We start from the raw sequence: 18,394 nt of genomic DNA on the forward strand, positions 1-18,394 counted from the left end.
GGACGGATGAGGGTGTACGTCGGCGCGCTCCGGCCGGTGGCGGCCAGCCTGCTGGCCGGGCTGATGGTGTTGGGGGCGGCCCAACCGGTGGTCGCCGCGCCCCGCCGGTCCGAGCAGTGGTACCTGGACGAGTTGGGCATCGACCGGGCACATCGGATCTCCACCGGGCGCGGGGTGGTGGTCGGCGTGGTGGACACCGGCGTCGACGCCACCCATCCGGCGTTGCGCGGCCGGGTGCTGCCCGGCGACCGCAGCTACGGCGCCCGGGGCGACGGCCGGGAGGACCCGCAGGGCCACGGCACGCACATGGCCGGCATCATCGCGGCGGTCAACGTCGGCGACGGCGTGGACGGCATCGCGCCGGACGCCCGGATCCTGCCCATCAAGCAGGAGCCCGGCCCCGGAACCGTCCCCGACGGCGCGTCCGCCCTGGGCATCCGGATGGCGGTCGACGGTGGCGCGACGGTGCTCAACCTCTCCTTCGGTCAGGCCGGCGCACCCGACCCGGCCGACGAGGAGGCGATCCGGTACGCGCTGGAGCGCGACGTGGTCGTGGTCGCCGCCGCCGGCAACCTCAAGGCGGGCGACGTGGACATCGCCTCGCCGGCCCGGATCCCCGGCGTGATCGCGGTGACCGGCACCACCCGTGGCGGCGGCTTCTGGTCCGGTTCCGCCCAGGGGCCGGAGGCGGTGGTCGCCGCGCCGGCGGACGGGATCTACAACGCCGGCCGCGACCACGGCTACGGCTGGGGTGACGGCACCTCCGACTCCAGCGCCATCGTCTCCGGCGTGGCGGCGTTGATCCGTTCGAGGTACCCGGCGCTCTCCGCGCCCGAGGTGATCAACCGGATCATCCGCACCGCCCGGGACGCCGGCCCGTCGGGCCGTGACCCGCAGTTCGGCTTCGGCCGGATCGACCCGGTGGCGGCGCTCACCGCGGACGTGCCGTCGGTCTCGGCGAACCCGCTGCTCGGCCCGGCCCCGGCGAGTGCGGCGGCCCCGCCGCAGGCGGCCGAGGACGACGACTTCGACGTGACGAGGTACGGCGACCGTGGCGGCCCCACCGACCAGCAGGTGATGGTGGTGGGCATCGGCGTCGCGGTGGCGCTGGTGGTGCTGCTGGCGCTGGTGGTGTTCCTGATCGGTAACCGGCGCCGGCACCGCCGTGAGCTGGCCCGGGCGGCGCAGATCCCGGACGACGTGCTCGACCGGATGGCCGGCCCCGGCCCGGCCGGCCCCGACGTCCACCCGAGGCAGGCCGCCGGTGCCTATGCCCAGCCCGCCCCGGACGCCTACCGCCCCCCGGCCCAGGGCCCCCCGGCCCCACCCACCGGGAGCCCCTACGCCCCGCCCGGCGACAACCGCCCCTGACGCGCCCACCCCACCCCCCACCCCCCACCGGACCCCCGGACCCCGCGGGCCTCGGTTACTCCTGAGGTTGGCGGCACCTTCGGAGATCGAACTCGCCGCCAACCTCATGATCGACGAGGTGGACGTGGGGTGAGGGTGGGTGGGGGCGGGTGTGGGAGGTGGTGGGGCCTGCGCCAGGATGGGACGGACACGCAGGCACAGCCGAGGAGTTCACGATCGCCAGAAAGCCTCAACCCGAGGGCGGCCAGGCGCCCGTCGTCCAGCGGGTCCGCATCCGGTACGCCAAGCGTGGACCGCTGCGGTTCACCTCGCACCGGGACTTCGCCCGGGCCTTCGAGCGCGCGTTGCGCCGGGCCGGCGTACCGATCGCGTTCTCCCAGGGCTTCACACCGCACCCCAAGATCTCGTACGCCTCCGCGGCGCCGACCGGCGTGGCCAGCGAGGCCGAGTACCTGGAGATCGGCCTGCGCGAGCCGGTCGACCCGGAGCGCCTCCGCGTCGCGCTGGACGCCGCGCTCTCGCCCGGGCTCGACGTGCTCGACGCGGTCCAGGCCACTGCTGGCAGCCTGGCCGATCGGATCGAGGCGTCGCACTGGCGCATCGAGTTGCCCGAGGTCGATCCGGACGTGCTCCGGGCCGCCGTGGCGGCCTTCACCGCCGCCGGGGAGATCCAGGTCGAGCGGATGACCAAGCAGGGCCGGCGTACGTTCGACGCCCGTGCTGCCGTGATCGCCATCGATGCGCTGGCACCGGCTGCGACGCCTTCCGGAGCGGCGACCGTACCGTGTGCGATACTCGAACTGGTCGTGCGGCAGGTCACCCCGTCCGTGCGACCCGATGACGTCCTTTCCGGCCTCCGCGTGGTGGCCGACCTGGAGCCGCCGGTCACCCCGAAGGTGATCCGGCTGGCGCAGGGCACGCTGACCGCGCAGGGCGAGATCGTCGATCCGTTGGACGCGGATCGCGACGGGGCAGCCATCGGAGGGCACTGACCGACGGTCAGCGCTCTGGCAGGCAGACTTCGGCGGTCGCGCACCTGCGCGCCCGGCGGAAACACCTTTGCGGCAACCCTGCGTGGCAGCGCTCACCCGCGCCCGGGGCAGCCAGAACTGGAGAACGTCCATGCTCGAGAACGAGCCCGAGGGCGGCGAACGGACCGGCGCCGAGCCGGCCGATCCGACCGCCACCAGCACCGACAGCGTCGCCGAGGCGAAGCCGCCGGCCCGTAAGCGGGCCAGCCGACGCAAGGCGCCCCCGCTCAACCAGCCGGAGCAGACCGACGCGCCGGTCGAGGCGTCCGCCGCGGCCACCGGCAGCGACGAGTCGCCGCAGGCCGAGGTGTTCGCGCCGGTGGCCGGTGAGTTGGAGGCCGCGCCGAAGACCACCCGCCGGCGCCGCAAGGCGACCCCGGCGAAGGCGGCCGAGGAGCCGGTGGCCGCCGCCGAGGTGCAGGCCACCTCGGACGAGGTGGTGCCGCCGGTCAAGGTCACCCGGACCCGTCGCCGCAAGGCCACCCCGCCCGCCGCCGAGCCGATGCCGGCCGCCGAGTCGCCGACCGAGGCGCCCGCCGAGGCCGCCGGACAGTCGGCCGTGCCGGCCGAGTCGCCGACCGAGGCCCCCGCCGAGGCCGCCGGGCCGTCGGGTGGCGCCGTGGTCGACGGCCCGGTCTCGGTCCCGGGCGGCGCGGACGAGATCGCCGAGGGTCGGGCTCCGCTCGACACCGACGAGGACGCGGTCGACGAGGACGAGCCCACCCAGGGCGAGGGCGTCGCGCGCCCCCGTGCCGGCGAGGCCGCAGCCGAGGGCGTCGCGCCGCGGCGTACCGACGACGTCGACCTGGCCCGGGCCGGTGGCCCGGCGGACGCCACCGGCGTGGTGTCGACCGGCGCCGCGGTGCCGGGCGTGGCGGACGAGCCGGCGGCCGAGGAGCGGCCGGCCACCGGCCGCCGGCGTCGCGCCGCGCTCTCCGCGCCCACCGTCCTGTTCATGCCCCCGCAGCCCGAGGAGGCCCCGGCTGTCCGGGTCACCTACCCGGTCGTCGAGGAGGCGGTGGAGGAGCCGGTCGAGACCGGCCGCCGTCGCCGTCGCGGCCGTCGGGAGGCCGAGCCGGTGGCGGCCGAGGTCGAGCCCGAGGTCGCCGAGGACGAGGAGCCGTCCGTCGAGGCGGACGAGTCCATCGACGCCGAGGACGACGACGACACCGCCGAGGGTCGTCGCCGCCGCCGTCGTGGTCGCCGGGGCCGTGGCCGGGGCAAGGGCGGCGCCGACGAGGCCGAGGACGACGAGACCGGTACGGCGGAGGACGCCGAGGCCGAGGCCGGGGCGGAGGAGGGCGACGAGGACGCCGAGGGCGAGGGGATGACCCGTCGCCGCCGTCGGCGTCGTCGCCGGGGCGCGGGTGAGGCGGAGACCGCCGCCGAGGACGGTGTGCCCACCGTCGTCAAGATCCGTGAGCCGCGCAAGGCGGTCGACGAGGTGCAGGGCGTCTCCGGGTCGACCCGGCTGGAGGCCAAGCGGCAGCGCCGCCGGGACGGCCGTGAGCAGCGGCGTACCCGGCCGCCGATCCTGAGCGAGTCGGAGTTCCTGGCCCGCCGTGAGGCGGTCGACCGGACGATGGTGGTGCGCCAGCGCGGCGACCGCACCCAGATCGCGGTGCTCGAGGACGGCGTGCTGGTCGAGCACTACGTGACCCGCAACTCGTCCGGCACCATGGCCGGCAACGTCTACCTGGGCAAGGTGCAGAACGTCCTGCCGAGCATGGAGGCGGCCTTCGTCGACATCGGGCGCGGGCGCAACGCCGTGCTGTACGCCGGCGAGGTCAACTGGGACACCACCGGCCTGGAGGGCCGGGCGCGGTCGATCGAGCAGGCGCTGCGCTCCGGTGACCCGGTGCTGGTGCAGGTCACCAAGGACCCGATCGGGCACAAGGGCGCGCGGCTCACCAGCCACGTCGCGCTCTCCGGCCGGCACCTGGTCTACGTGCCCAACGGCAACGCCTCCGGGATCAGCCGCAAGCTGCCGGACACCGAGCGCAAGCGGCTGCGGGACATCCTCAAGAAGCTGGTGCCGGACGGCGCCGGGGTGATCGTCCGGACCGCGGCCGAGGGCGCCAGCGAGGACGAGTTGGCCCGGGACGTCAAGCGGCTCCAGGCGCAGTGGGACGACATCCAGGCCAAGGCCGCCTCCGGCGGTGCCCCGGTGCTGCTCTACGAGGAGCCGGACCTGGTCATCCGGGTGGTCCGGGACCTCTTCAACGAGGACTTCCGCGAGCTGGTCATCGAGGGCGAGTCGGCGTACGACGTGGTCGAGTCGTACCTGTCGCACGTCTCACCGGACCTGGTGGCGCGGCTGCGCCGGCACGCCGGCGTCACCGACGTGTTCGCCGAGTACCGGATCGACGAGCAGATCCTCAAGGGGCTGGACCGGAAGGTCTTCCTGCCCTCCGGCGGGTCGCTGGTGATCGACCGGACCGAGGCGATGACCGTCGTCGACGTCAACACCGGCAAGTACACCGGCTCCGGCGGCAACCTGGAGGAGACGGTCACCCGCAACAACCTGGAGGCGGCCGAGGAGATCGTGCGCCAGTTGCGGCTGCGCGACCTCGGCGGCATCGTGGTGATCGACTTCATCGACATGGTGCTGGAGTCGAACCGGGAGCTGGTGCTGCGCCGGCTCACCGAGTGCCTGGGCCGGGACCGCACCAAGCACCAGGTGACCGAGATCACCTCGCTGGGCCTGGTGCAGATGACCCGCAAGCGGATCGGCGCGGGCCTGCTGGAGGCGTTCAGCGAGACCTGCGAGTGCTGCAAGGGCCGGGGGGTGGTCATCCACACCGAGCCGGTGGCGGAGAAGCCGCGTGCCGCCGGCGCGGGGGAGAAGGTCAAGGCGGTCGCCTCGGCGGTCGCGCCGGTCGAGGAGAAGGGCCGCCGCCGGGGTCGCAAGGCCGCGGCGGAGAAGCCCGCCGTGGAGGCCGCGCCGGAGCCGCGGGCCGCCGCCGAGCCGGAGCGGGCGGTCGTCGAGGTGGCCGAGTCCGCCGACGACTACTACGACACCCAGGGCTACGACCTGTCCCGGTTCGAGACCGAGACGCCGGCCGCCCCGGCGGTCGCGGACAGCCAGGAGGGCGACTCGGCCCGGCTCGCCGCGGCCGACGACCCGGACGCGATCGGTGACGGCGAGACCGACGACGAGGGCGCCGACGGTGGCCCGTCGCGGCGGCGGTCCCGGCGTGGCGGCGCCCGGCGGCGTACCCGGCCGTGAGGCGCTGACCTGCGTGGCGTTTGACAGGGCCCCTGGTCCGGCAACAGAGTGCCGGAGCAGGGGCCCTGCCGTTTCCCCGTCGACCCCCGGTCGGGCCGGTCGCGCCCCGGAGGGAGGAGACATGCGCCGGGTGTTCGCGGTCACCGCGCTGACCGGACTGGTGCTGGCCGGGGCGGGCTGCGCCGAGCGGAACGCCGACCCGTTCTCGGTGGGCTTCGCCTCACCGGCCCCGGCCGCCACGTCGCCCACTCCGGCCCCGACCGCCACCGGCGACGCGGGCGTCTGCGCGCGTGCGAAGCAGGCCGGGTCCGTGGCCGTGCAGACGTACGTGCGGAAGCTGGCGGAGATGCTGCGGGCGGGCGGCACCGGGGACCGGAGCGCGGAGAAGGCCGCCCAGCGGGCCGCGGAGACCGCGCTGGCGGGCTGGCGGGACGTGCTGCGGGAGCAGTCGGGGCGGGCCGCCGACCCGCGGCTGCGTACGCTGCTGGCGGACCTGGCCACCGAGGTGGGCGGGCTCGGCACCGACGTGCGGGCGATCGACGAGACGGAGTTCGACCGGCTCCAGCAGCGTCTCGACCAGCTCTGCCCGGCGTGACCGGCAGCCCGGTTTGGGTGGCGGACCGGGTATGGCGTACCCTTGCCTGCGGCGCACTTTGGTGTGCCTAGTTCCCGCGCGCCCGCGCCGCCGGTGTCACGGCTCCCGGCGAGACGCCGTGGGAACGACCCGCCGGCAACGGTGGGGCAATGACGCCAGCAGCCTCAACGACAGGGAGTGCGCCTCCGATGTACGCGATCGTCAAGACCGGCGGCAAGCAGTACAAGGTCGCCGAGGGCGACGTGATCGAGGTCGAGAAGCTCACCGGTGCCCCCGGTGACGCGGTGAAGCTCACCGCGGTGCTCCTCGTCGACGGTGACGACCTGGTGACCGACGCGGCGAAGCTCGCCAAGGTCGCGGTGTCCGGCGAGATCGCCGCGCACACCAAGGGCCCGAAGATCCGGATCCACAAGTTCAAGAACAAGACCGGCTACCACAAGCGCCAGGGTCACCGCCAGCCGTTGACCCAGGTCAAGGTGACCGGCATCTCCAACAGCGGGAAGTAGGTCGTCGGAAATGGCTCACAAAAAGGGTGCGTCCAGCTCGCGTAACGGTCGCGACTCCGCGGCCCAGCGGCTCGGCGTGAAGCGCTTCGGTGGTCAGGTCGTCAGCGCGGGTGAGATCCTCATCCGTCAGCGTGGCACCAAGTTCCACCCCGGTGACCTGGTCGGCCGTGGCGGCGACGACACGCTGTTCGCGCTGTCCGCCGGTTCGGTGCAGTTCGGCACCAAGCGCGGTCGCAAGACCGTCAGCATCGTGCCGCAGCAGTAGTTCGAAGGCGAAGCGGGCCGCGGACCTCGGGTCCCGGCCCGCTTCGCCTTTCCACGTGCGGGGCGGACCCCGCTGGAAGGATTGGCGTCGTGACGACGTTCGTTGACCGGGTCGTCCTGCACATGCAGGCCGGCGACGGCGGGCACGGCTGTGTCTCGATCCACCGGGAGAAGTTCAAACCCTTCGGCGGCCCGGACGGCGGCAACGGCGGCCATGGCGGCAGCGTGTCGCTGGTGGTCGACCCGCAGGTCACCACGCTGCTCGACTTCCACTTCCGGCCGCACCTGAAGGCCGAGAACGGCAAGGGCGGGGCCGGCTCGAACCGGGACGGCGCCAACGGCCACGACCTGGTGATCAAGGTGCCGAACGGCACCGTGGTGCAGACCCTGGACGGCGAGGTGCTGGCCGACCTGGTCGGCGTGGGCACCACCTTCGAGGCGGCCCGCGGCGGCCGGGGCGGCCGGGGCAACGCCTCGCTGGCCAACGCCCGCCGCAAGGCGCCGGGCTTCGCCGAGCTGGGTGAGCCCGGCGACAAGCTCGACGTGGTGCTGGAGCTGAAGAGCGTCGCCGACGTCGGCCTGGTCGGGTTCCCGTCCGCCGGCAAGTCCTCGCTGATCTCGGTGATCTCGGCCGCGAAGCCGAAGATCGCCGACTACCCGTTCACCACGCTGGTGCCGAACCTGGGCGTGGTCCGGGTGGACAACCACACCTTCACCGTCGCCGACGTGCCCGGCCTGATTCCGGGCGCCGCCACCGGCAAGGGGCTGGGCCTGGAGTTCCTCCGCCACGTCGAGCGGTGCGCCGTGCTGGTGCACGTGGTCGACACCGCGACGCTGGAGCCGGGCCGTGACCCGCTCGCCGACATCGACGCCATCGAGTCGGAGCTGGCCCAGTACGGCGGGCTGGCCGACCGGCCCCGGCTGGTCGCGTTGAACAAGGTCGACGTGCCGGACGGGAAGGACCTGGCCGACATCGTCCGGCCCGATCTGGAGGCCCGTGGCTTCCGCGTCTTCGACGTCTCCAGCGCCACCCGCGAGGGCCTGCGCGAGCTGACGTACGCGATGGCCCAGGTGGTCGACGAGGGCCGCCGTGCCGTTCCGGAGGCGGAGCCGACCCGGATCGTGCTCCGCCCGAAGGCGGTCGACGACGCCGGTTTCACCATCGAGGCCGAGCCGGACGGCTCCTACACCGTCCGGGGCAGCCGGCCGGAACGCTGGGTGAAGCAGACGAACTTCGACAACGACGAGGCGGTGGGCTTCCTGGCCGACCGGCTGGCCCGGCTGGGCGTCGAGGAGAAGCTGGCCAAGGCCGGCGCGCGGGCCGGCGATCTGGTGCGGATCGGCGACCGCGAGTTCGACTGGCAGCCCACGCTCTACGCCGGCGTCGACTTCGTGCCCGGCAACCGGGGCACCGACGTGCGCTTGGAGGACAAGTCGACGCGTCCCTCGGCCGCGGACCGGCTGGAGGCCCGCAAGGCCCGCCGGCAGCGCCCGGAGGACGAGGTCGAGGCGGGCCCGGCGGTGGAACCGGACGACGATTAGTTCGGTCGCGTCCGTGTCGGGGACGTCGGCCGGAAACCCCCGCGAAATCCGGCCGACCTACCGTGACGGAATGCTGATCGAATGCCGTCCCGCCACCGATCCGGAGGTCGCCGCGCTCGTCGTGGCCCAGCAGCGTGAGCTGCGGGACGCCGATGGCGGGCTGGACGGGCAGGCCACCGTCGCGCACGCCGACATCCGCTATGTGGCGGCCGTGGTCGGCGGCCGGGCGGTCGGCTGCGGCGGTCTCCAGACGCTCGACGCCGACACCGGCGAGCTGAAGCGGATGTACGTCCGGCCGGCGTACCGGGGGCGCGGCATCGCCCGGCAGTTGCTGCTCGCGTTGGAGGAACTGGCCTTCCGGCAGGGGCACCGGACGGTGTGCCTGGAGACCGGCACCTACCTGCCGGCCGCCATCGGGCTCTACCGGTCCAGCGGTTACCAGCCGATCCCGGTCTACGGCGAGTACGTCGACAACCCGTACAGCGTCTGCTTCGCCAAACAGCTCCCGGTGGCGGCCTGACCGCTCAGGCGCTGGTCTGCGCGTGCGGGGCGGTCACCGGCTTGGACTCGGGGCTGGCGTGCTGACGCAGCACGATGCTGAGCAGGATCAGCACCCCCACCGCCAGGAACTCGCTCTGCCAGTTCTGCATGGACTGGAACCAGAAGTCGCTGGTGCCGAGGAACTGCCAGGCGCTGATCGGGGCGGCGCCGCTCTCCAGCGCCTGCTCCTGGTTGTAGGCGGCGACGCCGCCGAAGAGGTGCCCCAGGAACGAGCCGGCGAAGATCATCAGCAGCGCGATGGAGAGGCTGTTCCGGTAGACCACCAGCGGCAGCCCGCCGGCCCGCACCGGCCACGGCGCGTCCGGGCCGGCGTGGTCGCGGTTGTCGTCGGGGCGGTCCGTCTGCCCCACCGGCTTCGACTCGGCCGAGCCCTTCTGCACCAGGTACGCGGTGAGCAGCACGTAGCCGCCCATCTGGAGGAACTCCGACTCCCAGTTCTCGAACACCGCCTCGGCGAAGTGCCCGGTCCCCAGGTAGGCCCACCAGCTCAGCGGCGCGGCGCCGTACTGGCTCAGCTCCTCGTTGTGCACCTGCCAGCCGAACACGCTCTGCAACGCCAGGAAGACCAGGAACGCGCCGAGCATGGCGACCGAGAGCGCGTGGTCGCGCCACCACCGTGACATAGCCGGACCTCCTCGTCCCGCCCCGTGCACCGTCCGTGCCGGCCCTCCTGCCCCCGCCTGCGCCCGGGCAAACGCCGGCCCGGCGTGTCGTGGCTGGTCAGGGCCGGTCGATGGGGGTGTCCGGCCGGCCGCCGGTGCCCACCTCGTTGTTCAGCAGCAGGCCCGCGGCGAGCATGCCGAAGCCGAGGAACAGGTGCAGCCAGTTGTCGGCGTCGTTGATCGGCACGAAGTTCGCCGTGCTCTCCCGGTCGATGGCGAAGCCGTACAGCCAGAGGACCAGGTAGAGCGCACCACCGCCGGCCAGGAACACCCGCGCGCCGGCCAGCCGCCGCGCGGCCAGCAGCCCGACCAGCCCGAAGACCAGGTGCACCAGGTTGTGCAGCACCGACACCTGGAACACGCCGAGCAGTTTCGCTCCCGAGTGGTGCCCGGCGAACGCCATCTCGCCGTAGTGGGCGGTCACGCCGGGGACGAAGCCCAGCACGCCGATCAGCACGAAGACGGCCGCCACCGCGAGCGCGACCTTCTGCACCGTCGGTCGGACCGACGGGCGTCCGCGCACCTCACGTGCCATCGCTGTCACCCCCGTGGAGCCCACCCGGGCGGGCCGGCCTCCCCATTCTGTGATCGGGACGGGTCGCTTCCGCAGAGAAATGACGAATCAGGCATGGACCCGACGACCTGGGGTAGGGCAGTTGTCACGCGGAAAGCATTCGCGTGACCCCCCGAACACAACCGCTGGGAACGCACGAGCGGAAGGGACACCATGACTCAGGACTTTTCCTCCACGTCCGCCACGTACGAGTCGACGAACGGCGGCGGCGTACGCGATCAGGCCCGCCAGGTCGGCTCCGACGCCGCGAGCGCGGGCGGCGCGGTCGCCCAGACCGCCAAGGAGCAGGGCCGGGAGGTGGTGGGCGAGGCCAAGCGGCAGGCCCGCGACCTCTACGGCGAGACCCGCAACCAGGTCACCACGCAGGCCAGCCAGCAGCAGCAGCGGGCCGCCAGCGGCCTGCGGTCACTGGCCGACGAGATGCGGTCGATGGCGCAGCAGGGCGGCGGCTCCGGGCCGGTCACCGAGCTGGCCCACCAGGCAGCCGAGCGGGTGCACGGCGTGGCCGGCTGGCTGGAGCAGCGTGAGCCGGGCGACCTGCTCAACGAGGTGAAGGGCTACGCCCGCCGTAACCCGGGCACGTTCCTGGTCGGCGCCGCCCTGCTGGGCGTGGTCGCCGGGCGGCTCACCCGGAACATCGCCGCCGTGGGCAACGACGACGGCGGCGTCCGGCCGGCCTACGACCCGGACCAGACCGCGGTCATCCCGACCACGCCGACCGTGCCCACCCAGGCGCCGGCCGGTGGCTACCTCGACCCGACGCCGGGCACCTACGCCGAGCCGGACCCGGGCTACTCCGCACCGGGCGCGACCTACCCGGGCGGCGGCGCCCCGAACACCTGGGACGACCCGGCCGGCGGCACCGGCCAGCCGTTGCCGCCGCCCAGCCGGACCGATCCGCTGCCGGGCGTGCCGTCGACCGGCGCCTCCCGCCCGTGAGCGGCCGGACCGGCAGAAGGGAGACCACGGCATGACCGTGCCGACGCAGGACCCCGGCTACCAGGCGGCGGGCGCGCCCCACCACGCCGACGAGGTGCGGGGCAGCTCGATCGGGCAGCTGATGAGCCAGGTCACCGGCGACCTCTCCACGCTGATGCGGCAGGAGGTCGAGCTGGCCAAGGCCGAGATCCGCCAGGAGGGCAAGAAGGCGGGCAAGGCCGCCGGCCTCTACGGCGGCGCCGGCTTCGGCGGCTACATGGTGGCGCTCTTCGTCTCCGTCGCGGTGTGGCAGTTCCTCGACAACGTCATGGACTCCGGACTGGCCGCGCTCATCGTGGCCGTCGTGTGGGCCGCGATCGCCGCGGTCCTCTACTCGAAGGCGAAGAAGAACGCCGAGCAGATCCGTGGCCTGAAGCAGACCAACGACAGCGTCCAGCGCATCCCGGACGCACTCAAGCCGCACCCGGAGGGAGTCACCCGATGAGCACCGACCCCGACCAGATCCGCCGGGAGATCGAAGCCACCCGCAACAACCTCAGCTCGGACGTGGACGCCCTGGCGTACAAGGTCAGCCCGAGCCGCATCGTCGACGACCGCAAGCAGCGCGTCCGCAGCGCGCTGACGAACGTGAAGGACAAGGTGATGGGAACCGCTTCCGACCTCGGCCACAGCACCGGCCACGCCGCCCACTCGGTGGGCGACCACGCCTCCTCGGTCGCCTCCACCGTGGGCGACAAGGCACACTCCGCCGCCTCCACGGTGGGTGACGCCGCGCACCGGGCGCCGCAGGTCGTGCGGCAGAAGTCCCAGGGCAACCCGATCGCCGCCGGCGTGATCGCCTTCGGCGTCGGCATGCTGGTCTCCTCGCTGATCCCGGCCACCCGCCGCGAGCAGGAGCTCGCCGCGCAGGTCAAGGAGAAGGCGACCGAGCACAGCGGCGTCGTCAAGGAGAAGCTGGGTGAGGTCGCCAACGAGCTGAGGGACGAGCTGCGCGAGCCGGCCCAGCACGCCGCCGAGTCGGTGCGCTCCACCGCGCAGGACGCCGTGCACGCGGTCAAGGACGACGGCCGCAGCGCCGCGCGGGACGTACGGGAGAGCGCCCACCAGGCGCGCTCCTGACCGCCGCGTGTCAGGCGGGGGCCCTGCTGTCGCCCAGGCGCGTCAGCAGGGGCCCCCGCCTTCGCACGTCTCCACCCAGCGGGCCAGCTCGTCGGGGTGGTGGCGACGGGCCAACCGACGCCGCAACGCCCGGGTGCTGTGGGCCGCCGTCCGCAGTCGGCTGCCCGCGTACGGCACCCCGCCGCGCAGCCGCCGGCCCACCGCCAGCCAGGCGCACACGCCGCGCTCCAGCACCCAGGCGGGTGCCGCGAGCGTGGTGTGCGCCGGGAAGACCCGGGCCCCGCCGGCCCGCCGTCGGCCCAGCTCCGCCACCGCGACCGTGACCAGCCCGGCCCGCAGCAGCAGCCCCGGGCGGCGGGCGACGAGCGCGACCGCCGTGGCCGGCAGCACCGCCAGCGCCGCCAGCAGCCACGCCGGCCGGGCCGTCTCGTCGTACGCCTGGCGGACCCGCTGCCCGAGGAAGTGCGCGGCGGTGGGCGGGAGCCGCCGCACGTACAGCCAGGCCGGGGTGGCGGTGCTGCCGCCGTACGCGCGGACGGTCCGCACCAGCTCCAGGTTCTCGAAGAGCACGTCCGGGTCGTAGCCGCCCATCGCCAGGAAGGTGCTCCGGCGGAGCGCCAGCGTGCCCGGCCAGTCCCCGCCGAACACCCGGGCGAGCAGCGTCCGACCGGTGTCCCACCAGGCGTGCCAGGTCAGCGGGGCGAAGTGGTTCTGCGGCCGGACCAGGTCCACCCGGTCGAGCAGGTCGTGCACCGCGCGCAGCGCCGGCAGGTCGTACCGGACGTCGTCGTCGGCGATCACCACGTGCTCGTGCCGGGCCAGCGCGACGCCGGTGAGCACCCCGAGCACCTTGCCGTTGCGCCCGTGCAGCGCCGGATCCGGCGGGACGTGCCGGACCAGCCCGCGCCAGGCGTCCGCGTGCCGGGCGAACAGCTCCGGCGGCGAGCCGTCGACCACCACCACGTCCACCCGCCGGCGTAGCTCGCGCAGGTAGCCGGTCAGCTCGTCGAGGCCGCGGTCGTCGGCGGCGCGCAGCGGCAGGACGTACGCCATCGGAAGCCGGTCCGGCGCGGACGCCGCGGCGGTCCGGCCGGGGTGCGGCAGCGGTGGAACGGTCGTTCGGGTCACGTCGCCCTCCGGTCGGCTCGGGTCCCGCGACTTGCCCGGAATGCGGCCCCTGAAACCGTTTCGACCGCCGTGGGTCGGGTGGCGTCACCGGATACGGGCGGTCCGACTCGTCCGGCTGGACCGTGCCGCGGCCGGCGAGATCGACCCGGCTCTCAGGCCGCGCGCCGCACCCCGTCGACGACCAGCCCGCTGGGCGGCAGCGCCGGCATCGTGCCGAGGTCGAGCGCCAAATCCTGCGGCGGGACGCGGTAGCTCATCGCGCCGGTCAGGTTGGCCACCGCCCGCTTCATCAACTCGATCGTGATCCACTCGCCGGCGCAGCGGTGACCCGTGTCGTGGTCGCCACCGCCCTGCGGGACCAGGCCGAACGGGTCGTCCCGCCAACCGGCGAAGCGCTCCGGGCGGAACCGCTCCGGCTCCGGCCACAGCGCCGGGTGGTGGTTGGTGCCGTACAGGTCGAGCAGCACCCGGCGGCCCTGCGGGAACGCGTACCCCCGCCACTCGAACGAGCGGCGCACCCGGGCGGCGGCGAGCGGGAAGAACGGGTAGTACCGGCGTACCTCCTGCACGAACTGCTCGGTCGCGTCGTCGTCGCCGCGCACCCGGTCGCGCCAGTGCGGGTGGTCGTGCAGCGCCAGCGCGGCGAAGACCACGTACCGGTCCACCGCGACCGTCGGGCGGAGCACGTTGAGCAGCTCCACCGCGGCGATCCGGCGGGGCAGCGGCTGGCCGCGCTCGTCCCGGTGCTCGGCGACGACCCGCAGCGCGCTGCCCTCGGGCGCCGGCAGCGCGCCCGCGCGGACCCGCTCGACCAGCGCGCCGGCCCAACGTTCGGCCCGGCGGCGGCCGAACAGCCCGCGCCAGTGCTTCAGGCCCAGCTCCGCCGGGCCCTCGATCATGGCGTGCATCTCGGCGGTCCGGCGGCGCACGTCGGACTCGGCCAGCGGCACCCCGGCCCAGGCCCAGACCGCGCGGGTCAGCAGCCGGCCCACCTCGTGGTAGAGCACCACCGGCCCGTGTCCCGCCCAGACCGGGATCCGGGCCCGCCACTCGTCATCGAAGAGCTGCCCGAGCCGCCGGACCGCGGCCGGCGTCATCATCGACATGAACATCGCCTTGCGGGCGCGGTGCGCCGCCCCGTCGAGGCCCTGGACGCCACCCACCCCGGTCAGCGTGCGCTGGCCGCGTGTCGGCGTGGCGCCGCGCCGGACGAACCGCTCGTCGTCGTAGAACAGCTCGGCGGCCTCCCGGCCGCGCAGGCAGATGGTCGGCTCGAGCAGCAGCCGGGTCTGCACGACGTCGGAGCCCAGCCGGTCGCAGCGGGTCCCGACGAAGCGATAGCCCTCGCGGAGGTAGGCCAGCGTGCTGTCCGGGCTCCGGTCGCTCGGCATGGTGCTCATCTCGGTTGCTCCTGACCCGGCTCGGCGACCCCTGCGCGATCTGCGCTGCCTACCCGGGCCGGGTCGGCCGAATCCTCCGTTTTCGCAGATCCGCCCGCTCGGGGGAGGGGCCGGCCACCCCGCGGGCGCTGGCCCCTCCCCGGGCGCGGGAAAGCTGGTTGGCTCGTACCCGGACCGGCGGCGACCGGTCCGGCCCCCGCCGGCACGGCGTCCGGTGGGCGGTCACCGGCGACGGGGGAGGGCACGGATGCGCGACGACCGGGCGGCACGGCGGCGGCACCGCGACGCGGTGGCCGGGCTGCGGGGCAGCGGCCGGGCGGAGCCACTGATCGGCGGGCCCCGGCGGGCCGGGGCCCGCCCGCCACGGTTCTTCACCGTGCACCTCGGCTTCGTCGCCACCGATCCCGCCGTCGCGCGGGAGCTGGCCGTCGCGTACGCGGAAGCGCTCGGCCTGCTCCGCCCGGAGCTGGCGCTCGGCGCGGCGGCCCTGTCCCCGGCCGACGCCTGGCACCGGGCGGAGCGGCTGTTCTGCGGGGCGGCCGGCCCCGACGGCGAGCTCTGTGCCGACGTGGCCGGCCATCCCGGCTTCCACCACGCGCCCGGGCCGGGCGGGCTCGGCTGGGGCGACGGTGACTGACCCGCCCGGCTCAGTCCAGGTCGAACTCGCCGTCCTGGGCGCCCGCCACGAACGCGTCCCACTCGGCCTGGGTGAAGACCAGGACCGGGCCGTCCGGCTCGGCCGAGTTGCGCATTCCGATCAGGTCGTCGACGAAGGCCACCTCGACCGCGCCCTCGGACGTGTCGCCCTCCGCTCGCTGCCAGACCGCCCGAGAAAGGTCGAAATCGCCCTTGGGGTGCTGACCCATCGTTGTGCCTCCATCGCCACGCGTCACAGGAAGGCCCGTGCGGACCTCATCGGGCAGGATAAGCGGATGCCAAGCCTGACCCGTGCAGAGGCGACCGCGCGTGGCGCGTCGATCACCGTCGAGTCCTACCAGGTGGACCTCGACGTGACCGGCGGCGCCGAGCGGTTCCGCTCCACCACCACCATCCGGTTCCGGGCCACCCCCGGCGCCGAGACGTTCGTCGACGTCAAACCCCGCCGACTCCGGCGGGCCCGCCTCAACGACCGCGACCTCGATCCGGCCCTGCTGGTCGACGAACGGCTGCCGCTCACCGGGCTGGCCGGGACCAACACGCTCACCGTCGAGGCCGAGATGGCCTACTCCAACACCGGCGAGGGGCTGCACCGCTTCGTCGACCCGGCCGACGGCGAGACGTACCTCTACGCGATGTCCTTCCTGGACGACGGGCCGCGCATCTTCGCCGCGTTCGACCAGCCCGACCTGAAGGCCCCGGTGACGCTGGCGGTCACCGCGCCGCCGGAGTGGACGGTGGCCGCCAACGGGCAGCTCGCCGCCCGGCCGGCGCCGGGGCGGTGGGAGTTCGCCCCGACCGCGCCGCTGGCCACCTACTTCGTCTCGCTGGTCGCCGGGCCCTGGCACGTGCGGCACGCCGAGCACGACGGCATCCCGCTCGGCCTCTACTGCCGGCGTTCGCTCGCCGCGCACCTCGACGCCGACGCGGACGAGATCTTCACCGTCACCCGGCAGTGCCTCGACCGCTTCCACCAGCTCTTCGCCGAGCGCTACCCGTTCGGCAAGTACGACCAGGCGTTCGTGCCCGAGTTCAACGCCGGCGCGATGGAGAACCCGGGCCTGGTGACGCTGCGCGACGACTACGTCTTCCGATCCGCGGTCACCGACAGCCAGCGCGAGTACCGGGCCACCGTGATCGCCCACGAGATGGCGCACATGTGGTTCGGCGACCTGGTCACCATGCGCTGGTGGGACGACCTGTGGCTGAACGAGTCGTTCGCGGAGTACCTCGGCACCCGCGTCACCGCCGAGGCCACCCGCTTCGACCAGGCCTGGACCACCTTCGCGCTGCGCCGCAAGGCGTGGGGGTACGCCGCCGACCAGCGCCCCTCCACCCACCCGGTGGCGCCCGAGGAGGTCGCCGACGCCGCGGCGGGCCTGCTCAACTTCGACGGCATCTCGTACGCCAAGGGCGCCGGGGTGTTGCGCCAGCTCGTCGCCGGGCTCGGCGACGACGTGTTCCTCGCCGGCCTGAACGCGCACTTCGCCGCGCACCGGTTCGGCAACGCCACCCTCGCCGACCTGCTCGACAGTCTCGCCTCGGCCGCCGGCCGGGACCTCGGCGGCTGGGCCGAGCGGTGGCTGCGCCGCGCGCAGGTCAACACGCTGCGGATGGAAACCGCGGTGGACGCCGACGGCCGGTGGACCGGGGTGGCCGTGGCGCAGACCGCGCCGGCGACCCATCCGGTGCTGCGACCGCACCGCATCGGCGTGGCCCACTACACCGCCGAGGGTCCGGCGCGCCGGTTCGTGGTCGACCTCGACCCGGACGCGGACGGCGGCCGGACGCCGCTGCCCGAGCTGGTCGGTCAGCCCGCCACCGGCCTGCTGCTACCCAACGACGGCGACCTCACGTTCGCCAAGATCCGGCTCGACCCGGCCTCCGCCGACGCGGTGCCGATGCTGCTCCCCGGGCTCGACGACCCGCTGGCCCGGGCGCTGCTCTGGGGCGAGGCGCTGGACGCCGCCACCGACGGCGAGCGGCCGGTCGCCGCCCTGGTCACCCTGATCGCCGCCGCGCTGCCGACCGAGACCGAGGTGATCATCGCCGAGGACGTGCTCACGCTCAGCCGGAACCTCGTCGACCGCTATCTGGAGCCGCTGGCCCGGGACGCGGCGCTGCTGCGGATCGCCGAGGCGTGCCGGGCGTTGCTGGCGGGTGCCCCCGCCGGCGGTTCGCTCCAGCTCGCCGCCGCCCGGGGCCTGATCGGCGCCACCACGGACGTCGATCTGCTCACCGGTTGGCTGGCCGGCTCGGGCGTGCCGGAAGGGCTGGCGGTCGACGCCGACCTGCGCTGGGCGTTGCTGCACCGGCTGGTGGTGCTGGGCGGCGCCGGTGCGGCGGAGATCGCCGCCGAGGCGGCTGCCGACCGCAGCGCCACCGGTGCCGAGCGGGCGGCCGATTGCCGGGCGGCGCTGCCGGACGCCGACGCCAAGCGGGCGGCCTGGGAGATCGTCATCCACAACACCGAGTTGTCGAACCGGTTGGTGGAGGCCACCGCCGAGGGGTTCTGGCAGCCGGAGCAGGCGGAGCTGACCGCCGCGTACGTCGAGCGGTTCTTCGCCGACATGCCGACGGCCGCGCGGAGACGTACCGCCTGGCTGGCGGACCGGGTGGCCGCGCTGGCGTTCCCGCGCTACGCCGTGTCGCAGCCCACCCGGGAGCTGGCCGCGGCGCTGCTGGCCCGCGACGACCTGACGCCGGGGCTGCGCCGGCGGGTCGTCGACCTGGACGACGACCTGCGCCGCGCGTTGGTGGCCCGGACGGCGGTGGCCGCCGCGGGCGCCTGACCGACGCATCGCGCCGGGCGGCCG

Annotated in this window: 18 protein-coding genes; 13 read left to right on the top strand and 5 right to left on the bottom strand. The window is 74.4% G+C overall.

All coding sequences use genetic code 11. The annotated features are described in order from the left end of the window. The first annotated feature begins 6 nt into the window (after positions 1–6). The 8 genes from mycP (at position 7) to VKK44_RS04555 (ending at position 9,058) form a co-directional block, all read left to right on the top strand. On the top strand, positions 7–1,371 hold the full coding sequence (mycP, locus tag VKK44_RS04520) for a type VII secretion-associated serine protease mycosin (RefSeq protein WP_343445571.1): 1,365 nt from the start codon (positions 7–9) through the stop codon (positions 1,369–1,371). A gap of 296 nt (positions 1,372–1,667) precedes the next feature. Beyond that, positions 1,668–2,363 (top strand): TIGR03936 family radical SAM-associated protein, encoded by a 696-nt coding sequence (locus tag VKK44_RS04525; RefSeq protein ID WP_343447664.1) that lies wholly within the window; start codon positions 1,668–1,670, stop codon positions 2,361–2,363. A 130-nt stretch (positions 2,364–2,493) separates the two neighbouring features. Next, positions 2,494–5,631: an Rne/Rng family ribonuclease gene (locus VKK44_RS04530; protein WP_343445572.1), complete on the top strand. Its 3,138-nt coding sequence runs from the start codon at positions 2,494–2,496 to the stop codon at positions 5,629–5,631. A gap of 121 nt (positions 5,632–5,752) precedes the next feature. Next, positions 5,753–6,226 (top strand): hypothetical protein, encoded by a 474-nt coding sequence (locus VKK44_RS04535; protein WP_343445573.1) that lies wholly within the window; start codon positions 5,753–5,755, stop codon positions 6,224–6,226. A gap of 188 nt (positions 6,227–6,414) precedes the next feature. Then, a complete protein-coding gene (rplU, locus tag VKK44_RS04540; RefSeq protein WP_343445574.1) occupies positions 6,415–6,732 on the top strand; it encodes a 50S ribosomal protein L21 in 318 nt (105 codons plus the stop codon). Between the two features lie 10 nt (positions 6,733–6,742). Beyond that, a complete protein-coding gene (gene rpmA / locus VKK44_RS04545) occupies positions 6,743–6,997 on the top strand; it encodes a 50S ribosomal protein L27 (RefSeq protein ID WP_091072397.1) in 255 nt (84 codons plus the stop codon). An 89-nt stretch (positions 6,998–7,086) separates the two neighbouring features. Further along, on the top strand, positions 7,087–8,538 hold the full coding sequence (obgE, locus tag VKK44_RS04550; RefSeq protein ID WP_343445575.1) for a GTPase ObgE: 1,452 nt from the start codon (positions 7,087–7,089) through the stop codon (positions 8,536–8,538). A gap of 70 nt (positions 8,539–8,608) precedes the next feature. Then, positions 8,609–9,058, top strand: coding sequence for a GNAT family N-acetyltransferase (locus tag VKK44_RS04555; RefSeq protein WP_343445576.1), 450 nt, complete (start codon positions 8,609–8,611; stop codon positions 9,056–9,058). A 4-nt stretch (positions 9,059–9,062) separates the two neighbouring features. Here VKK44_RS04555 and VKK44_RS04560 read toward each other — a convergent pair whose 3' ends face one another. Together VKK44_RS04560 and VKK44_RS04565 are read right to left on the bottom strand one after the other, a co-directional pair. Continuing rightward, on the bottom strand, positions 9,063–9,722 hold the full coding sequence (locus VKK44_RS04560) for a DUF6766 family protein (protein WP_343445577.1): 660 nt from the start codon (positions 9,720–9,722) through the stop codon (positions 9,063–9,065). A gap of 97 nt (positions 9,723–9,819) precedes the next feature. Then, on the bottom strand, positions 9,820–10,296 hold the full coding sequence (locus VKK44_RS04565; RefSeq protein ID WP_343445578.1) for a DUF4383 domain-containing protein: 477 nt from the start codon (positions 10,294–10,296) through the stop codon (positions 9,820–9,822). Between the two features lie 192 nt (positions 10,297–10,488). Here VKK44_RS04565 and VKK44_RS04570 point away from each other — a divergent pair, with 192 nt between their 5' ends. From VKK44_RS04570 to VKK44_RS04580, 3 genes are read left to right on the top strand one after another with little or no spacing between them, the layout of a single operon-like run. Then, on the top strand, positions 10,489–11,274 hold the full coding sequence (locus tag VKK44_RS04570) for a hypothetical protein (RefSeq protein ID WP_343445579.1): 786 nt from the start codon (positions 10,489–10,491) through the stop codon (positions 11,272–11,274). 31 nt (positions 11,275–11,305) lie between these two features. Next, complete coding sequence (locus VKK44_RS04575; RefSeq protein ID WP_107155680.1) at positions 11,306–11,758, top strand: phage holin family protein; 453 nt, start codon at positions 11,306–11,308, stop codon at positions 11,756–11,758. Next, positions 11,755–12,393, top strand: coding sequence for a DUF3618 domain-containing protein (locus tag VKK44_RS04580; RefSeq protein ID WP_343445580.1), 639 nt, complete (start codon positions 11,755–11,757; stop codon positions 12,391–12,393). The genes VKK44_RS04575 and VKK44_RS04580 overlap by 4 nt, the downstream gene beginning before the upstream one ends. A gap of 42 nt (positions 12,394–12,435) precedes the next feature. Here VKK44_RS04580 and VKK44_RS04585 read toward each other — a convergent pair whose 3' ends face one another. Beyond that, positions 12,436–13,521, bottom strand: coding sequence for a glycosyltransferase family 2 protein (locus tag VKK44_RS04585; RefSeq protein WP_343445581.1), 1,086 nt, complete (start codon positions 13,519–13,521; stop codon positions 12,436–12,438). A gap of 152 nt (positions 13,522–13,673) precedes the next feature. After that, positions 13,674–14,921: a cytochrome P450 gene (locus tag VKK44_RS04590; protein WP_343445582.1), complete on the bottom strand. Its 1,248-nt coding sequence runs from the start codon at positions 14,919–14,921 to the stop codon at positions 13,674–13,676. 247 nt (positions 14,922–15,168) lie between these two features. Here VKK44_RS04590 and VKK44_RS04595 point away from each other — a divergent pair, with 247 nt between their 5' ends. After that, positions 15,169–15,558, top strand: coding sequence for a hypothetical protein (locus VKK44_RS04595; RefSeq protein WP_343445583.1), 390 nt, complete (start codon positions 15,169–15,171; stop codon positions 15,556–15,558). A gap of 10 nt (positions 15,559–15,568) precedes the next feature. Here the strand turns inward: VKK44_RS04595 and VKK44_RS04600 are convergent, their stop codons facing one another. After that, the gene (locus tag VKK44_RS04600) at positions 15,569–15,787 is read right to left on the bottom strand and encodes a DUF397 domain-containing protein (RefSeq protein WP_013287999.1); all 219 of its coding nucleotides are present in this window, start codon (positions 15,785–15,787) and stop codon (positions 15,569–15,571) included. A gap of 66 nt (positions 15,788–15,853) precedes the next feature. On the opposite strand from VKK44_RS04600, the gene pepN reads away from it, so the two are divergent. Then, complete coding sequence (gene pepN, locus VKK44_RS04605; protein ID WP_343445584.1) at positions 15,854–18,370, top strand: aminopeptidase N; 2,517 nt, start codon at positions 15,854–15,856, stop codon at positions 18,368–18,370. The last annotated feature ends 24 nt before the right edge of the window (positions 18,371–18,394 follow it).

The sequence above is a fragment of the Micromonospora sp. DSM 45708 genome (assembly GCF_039566955.1).
Classification (GTDB): Bacteria; Actinomycetota; Actinomycetes; order Mycobacteriales; family Micromonosporaceae; genus Micromonospora.

Coding starts and splice junctions, on each gene's coding strand:
- VKK44_RS04570 (WP_343445579.1), top strand. CDS start 10,489: ATGACTCAGGACTTTTCCTCCACGTCCGCCACGTACGAGTCGACGAAC.
- VKK44_RS04535 (WP_343445573.1), top strand. CDS start 5,753: ATGCGCCGGGTGTTCGCGGTCACCGCGCTGACCGGACTGGTGCTGGCC.
- VKK44_RS04555 (WP_343445576.1), top strand. CDS start 8,609: ATGCTGATCGAATGCCGTCCCGCCACCGATCCGGAGGTCGCCGCGCTC.
- VKK44_RS04565 (WP_343445578.1), bottom strand. CDS start 10,296: ATGGCACGTGAGGTGCGCGGACGCCCGTCGGTCCGACCGACGGTGCAG.
- VKK44_RS04530 (WP_343445572.1), top strand. CDS start 2,494: ATGCTCGAGAACGAGCCCGAGGGCGGCGAACGGACCGGCGCCGAGCCG.
- VKK44_RS04590 (WP_343445582.1), bottom strand. CDS start 14,921: ATGAGCACCATGCCGAGCGACCGGAGCCCGGACAGCACGCTGGCCTAC.
- VKK44_RS04560 (WP_343445577.1), bottom strand. CDS start 9,722: ATGTCACGGTGGTGGCGCGACCACGCGCTCTCGGTCGCCATGCTCGGC.
- pepN (WP_343445584.1), top strand. CDS start 15,854: ATGCCAAGCCTGACCCGTGCAGAGGCGACCGCGCGTGGCGCGTCGATC.
- VKK44_RS04595 (WP_343445583.1), top strand. CDS start 15,169: ATGCGCGACGACCGGGCGGCACGGCGGCGGCACCGCGACGCGGTGGCC.
- VKK44_RS04575 (WP_107155680.1), top strand. CDS start 11,306: ATGACCGTGCCGACGCAGGACCCCGGCTACCAGGCGGCGGGCGCGCCC.
- VKK44_RS04580 (WP_343445580.1), top strand. CDS start 11,755: ATGAGCACCGACCCCGACCAGATCCGCCGGGAGATCGAAGCCACCCGC.
- VKK44_RS04600 (WP_013287999.1), bottom strand. CDS start 15,787: ATGGGTCAGCACCCCAAGGGCGATTTCGACCTTTCTCGGGCGGTCTGG.
- rpmA (WP_091072397.1), top strand. CDS start 6,743: ATGGCTCACAAAAAGGGTGCGTCCAGCTCGCGTAACGGTCGCGACTCC.
- rplU (WP_343445574.1), top strand. CDS start 6,415: ATGTACGCGATCGTCAAGACCGGCGGCAAGCAGTACAAGGTCGCCGAG.
- mycP (WP_343445571.1), top strand. CDS start 7: ATGAGGGTGTACGTCGGCGCGCTCCGGCCGGTGGCGGCCAGCCTGCTG.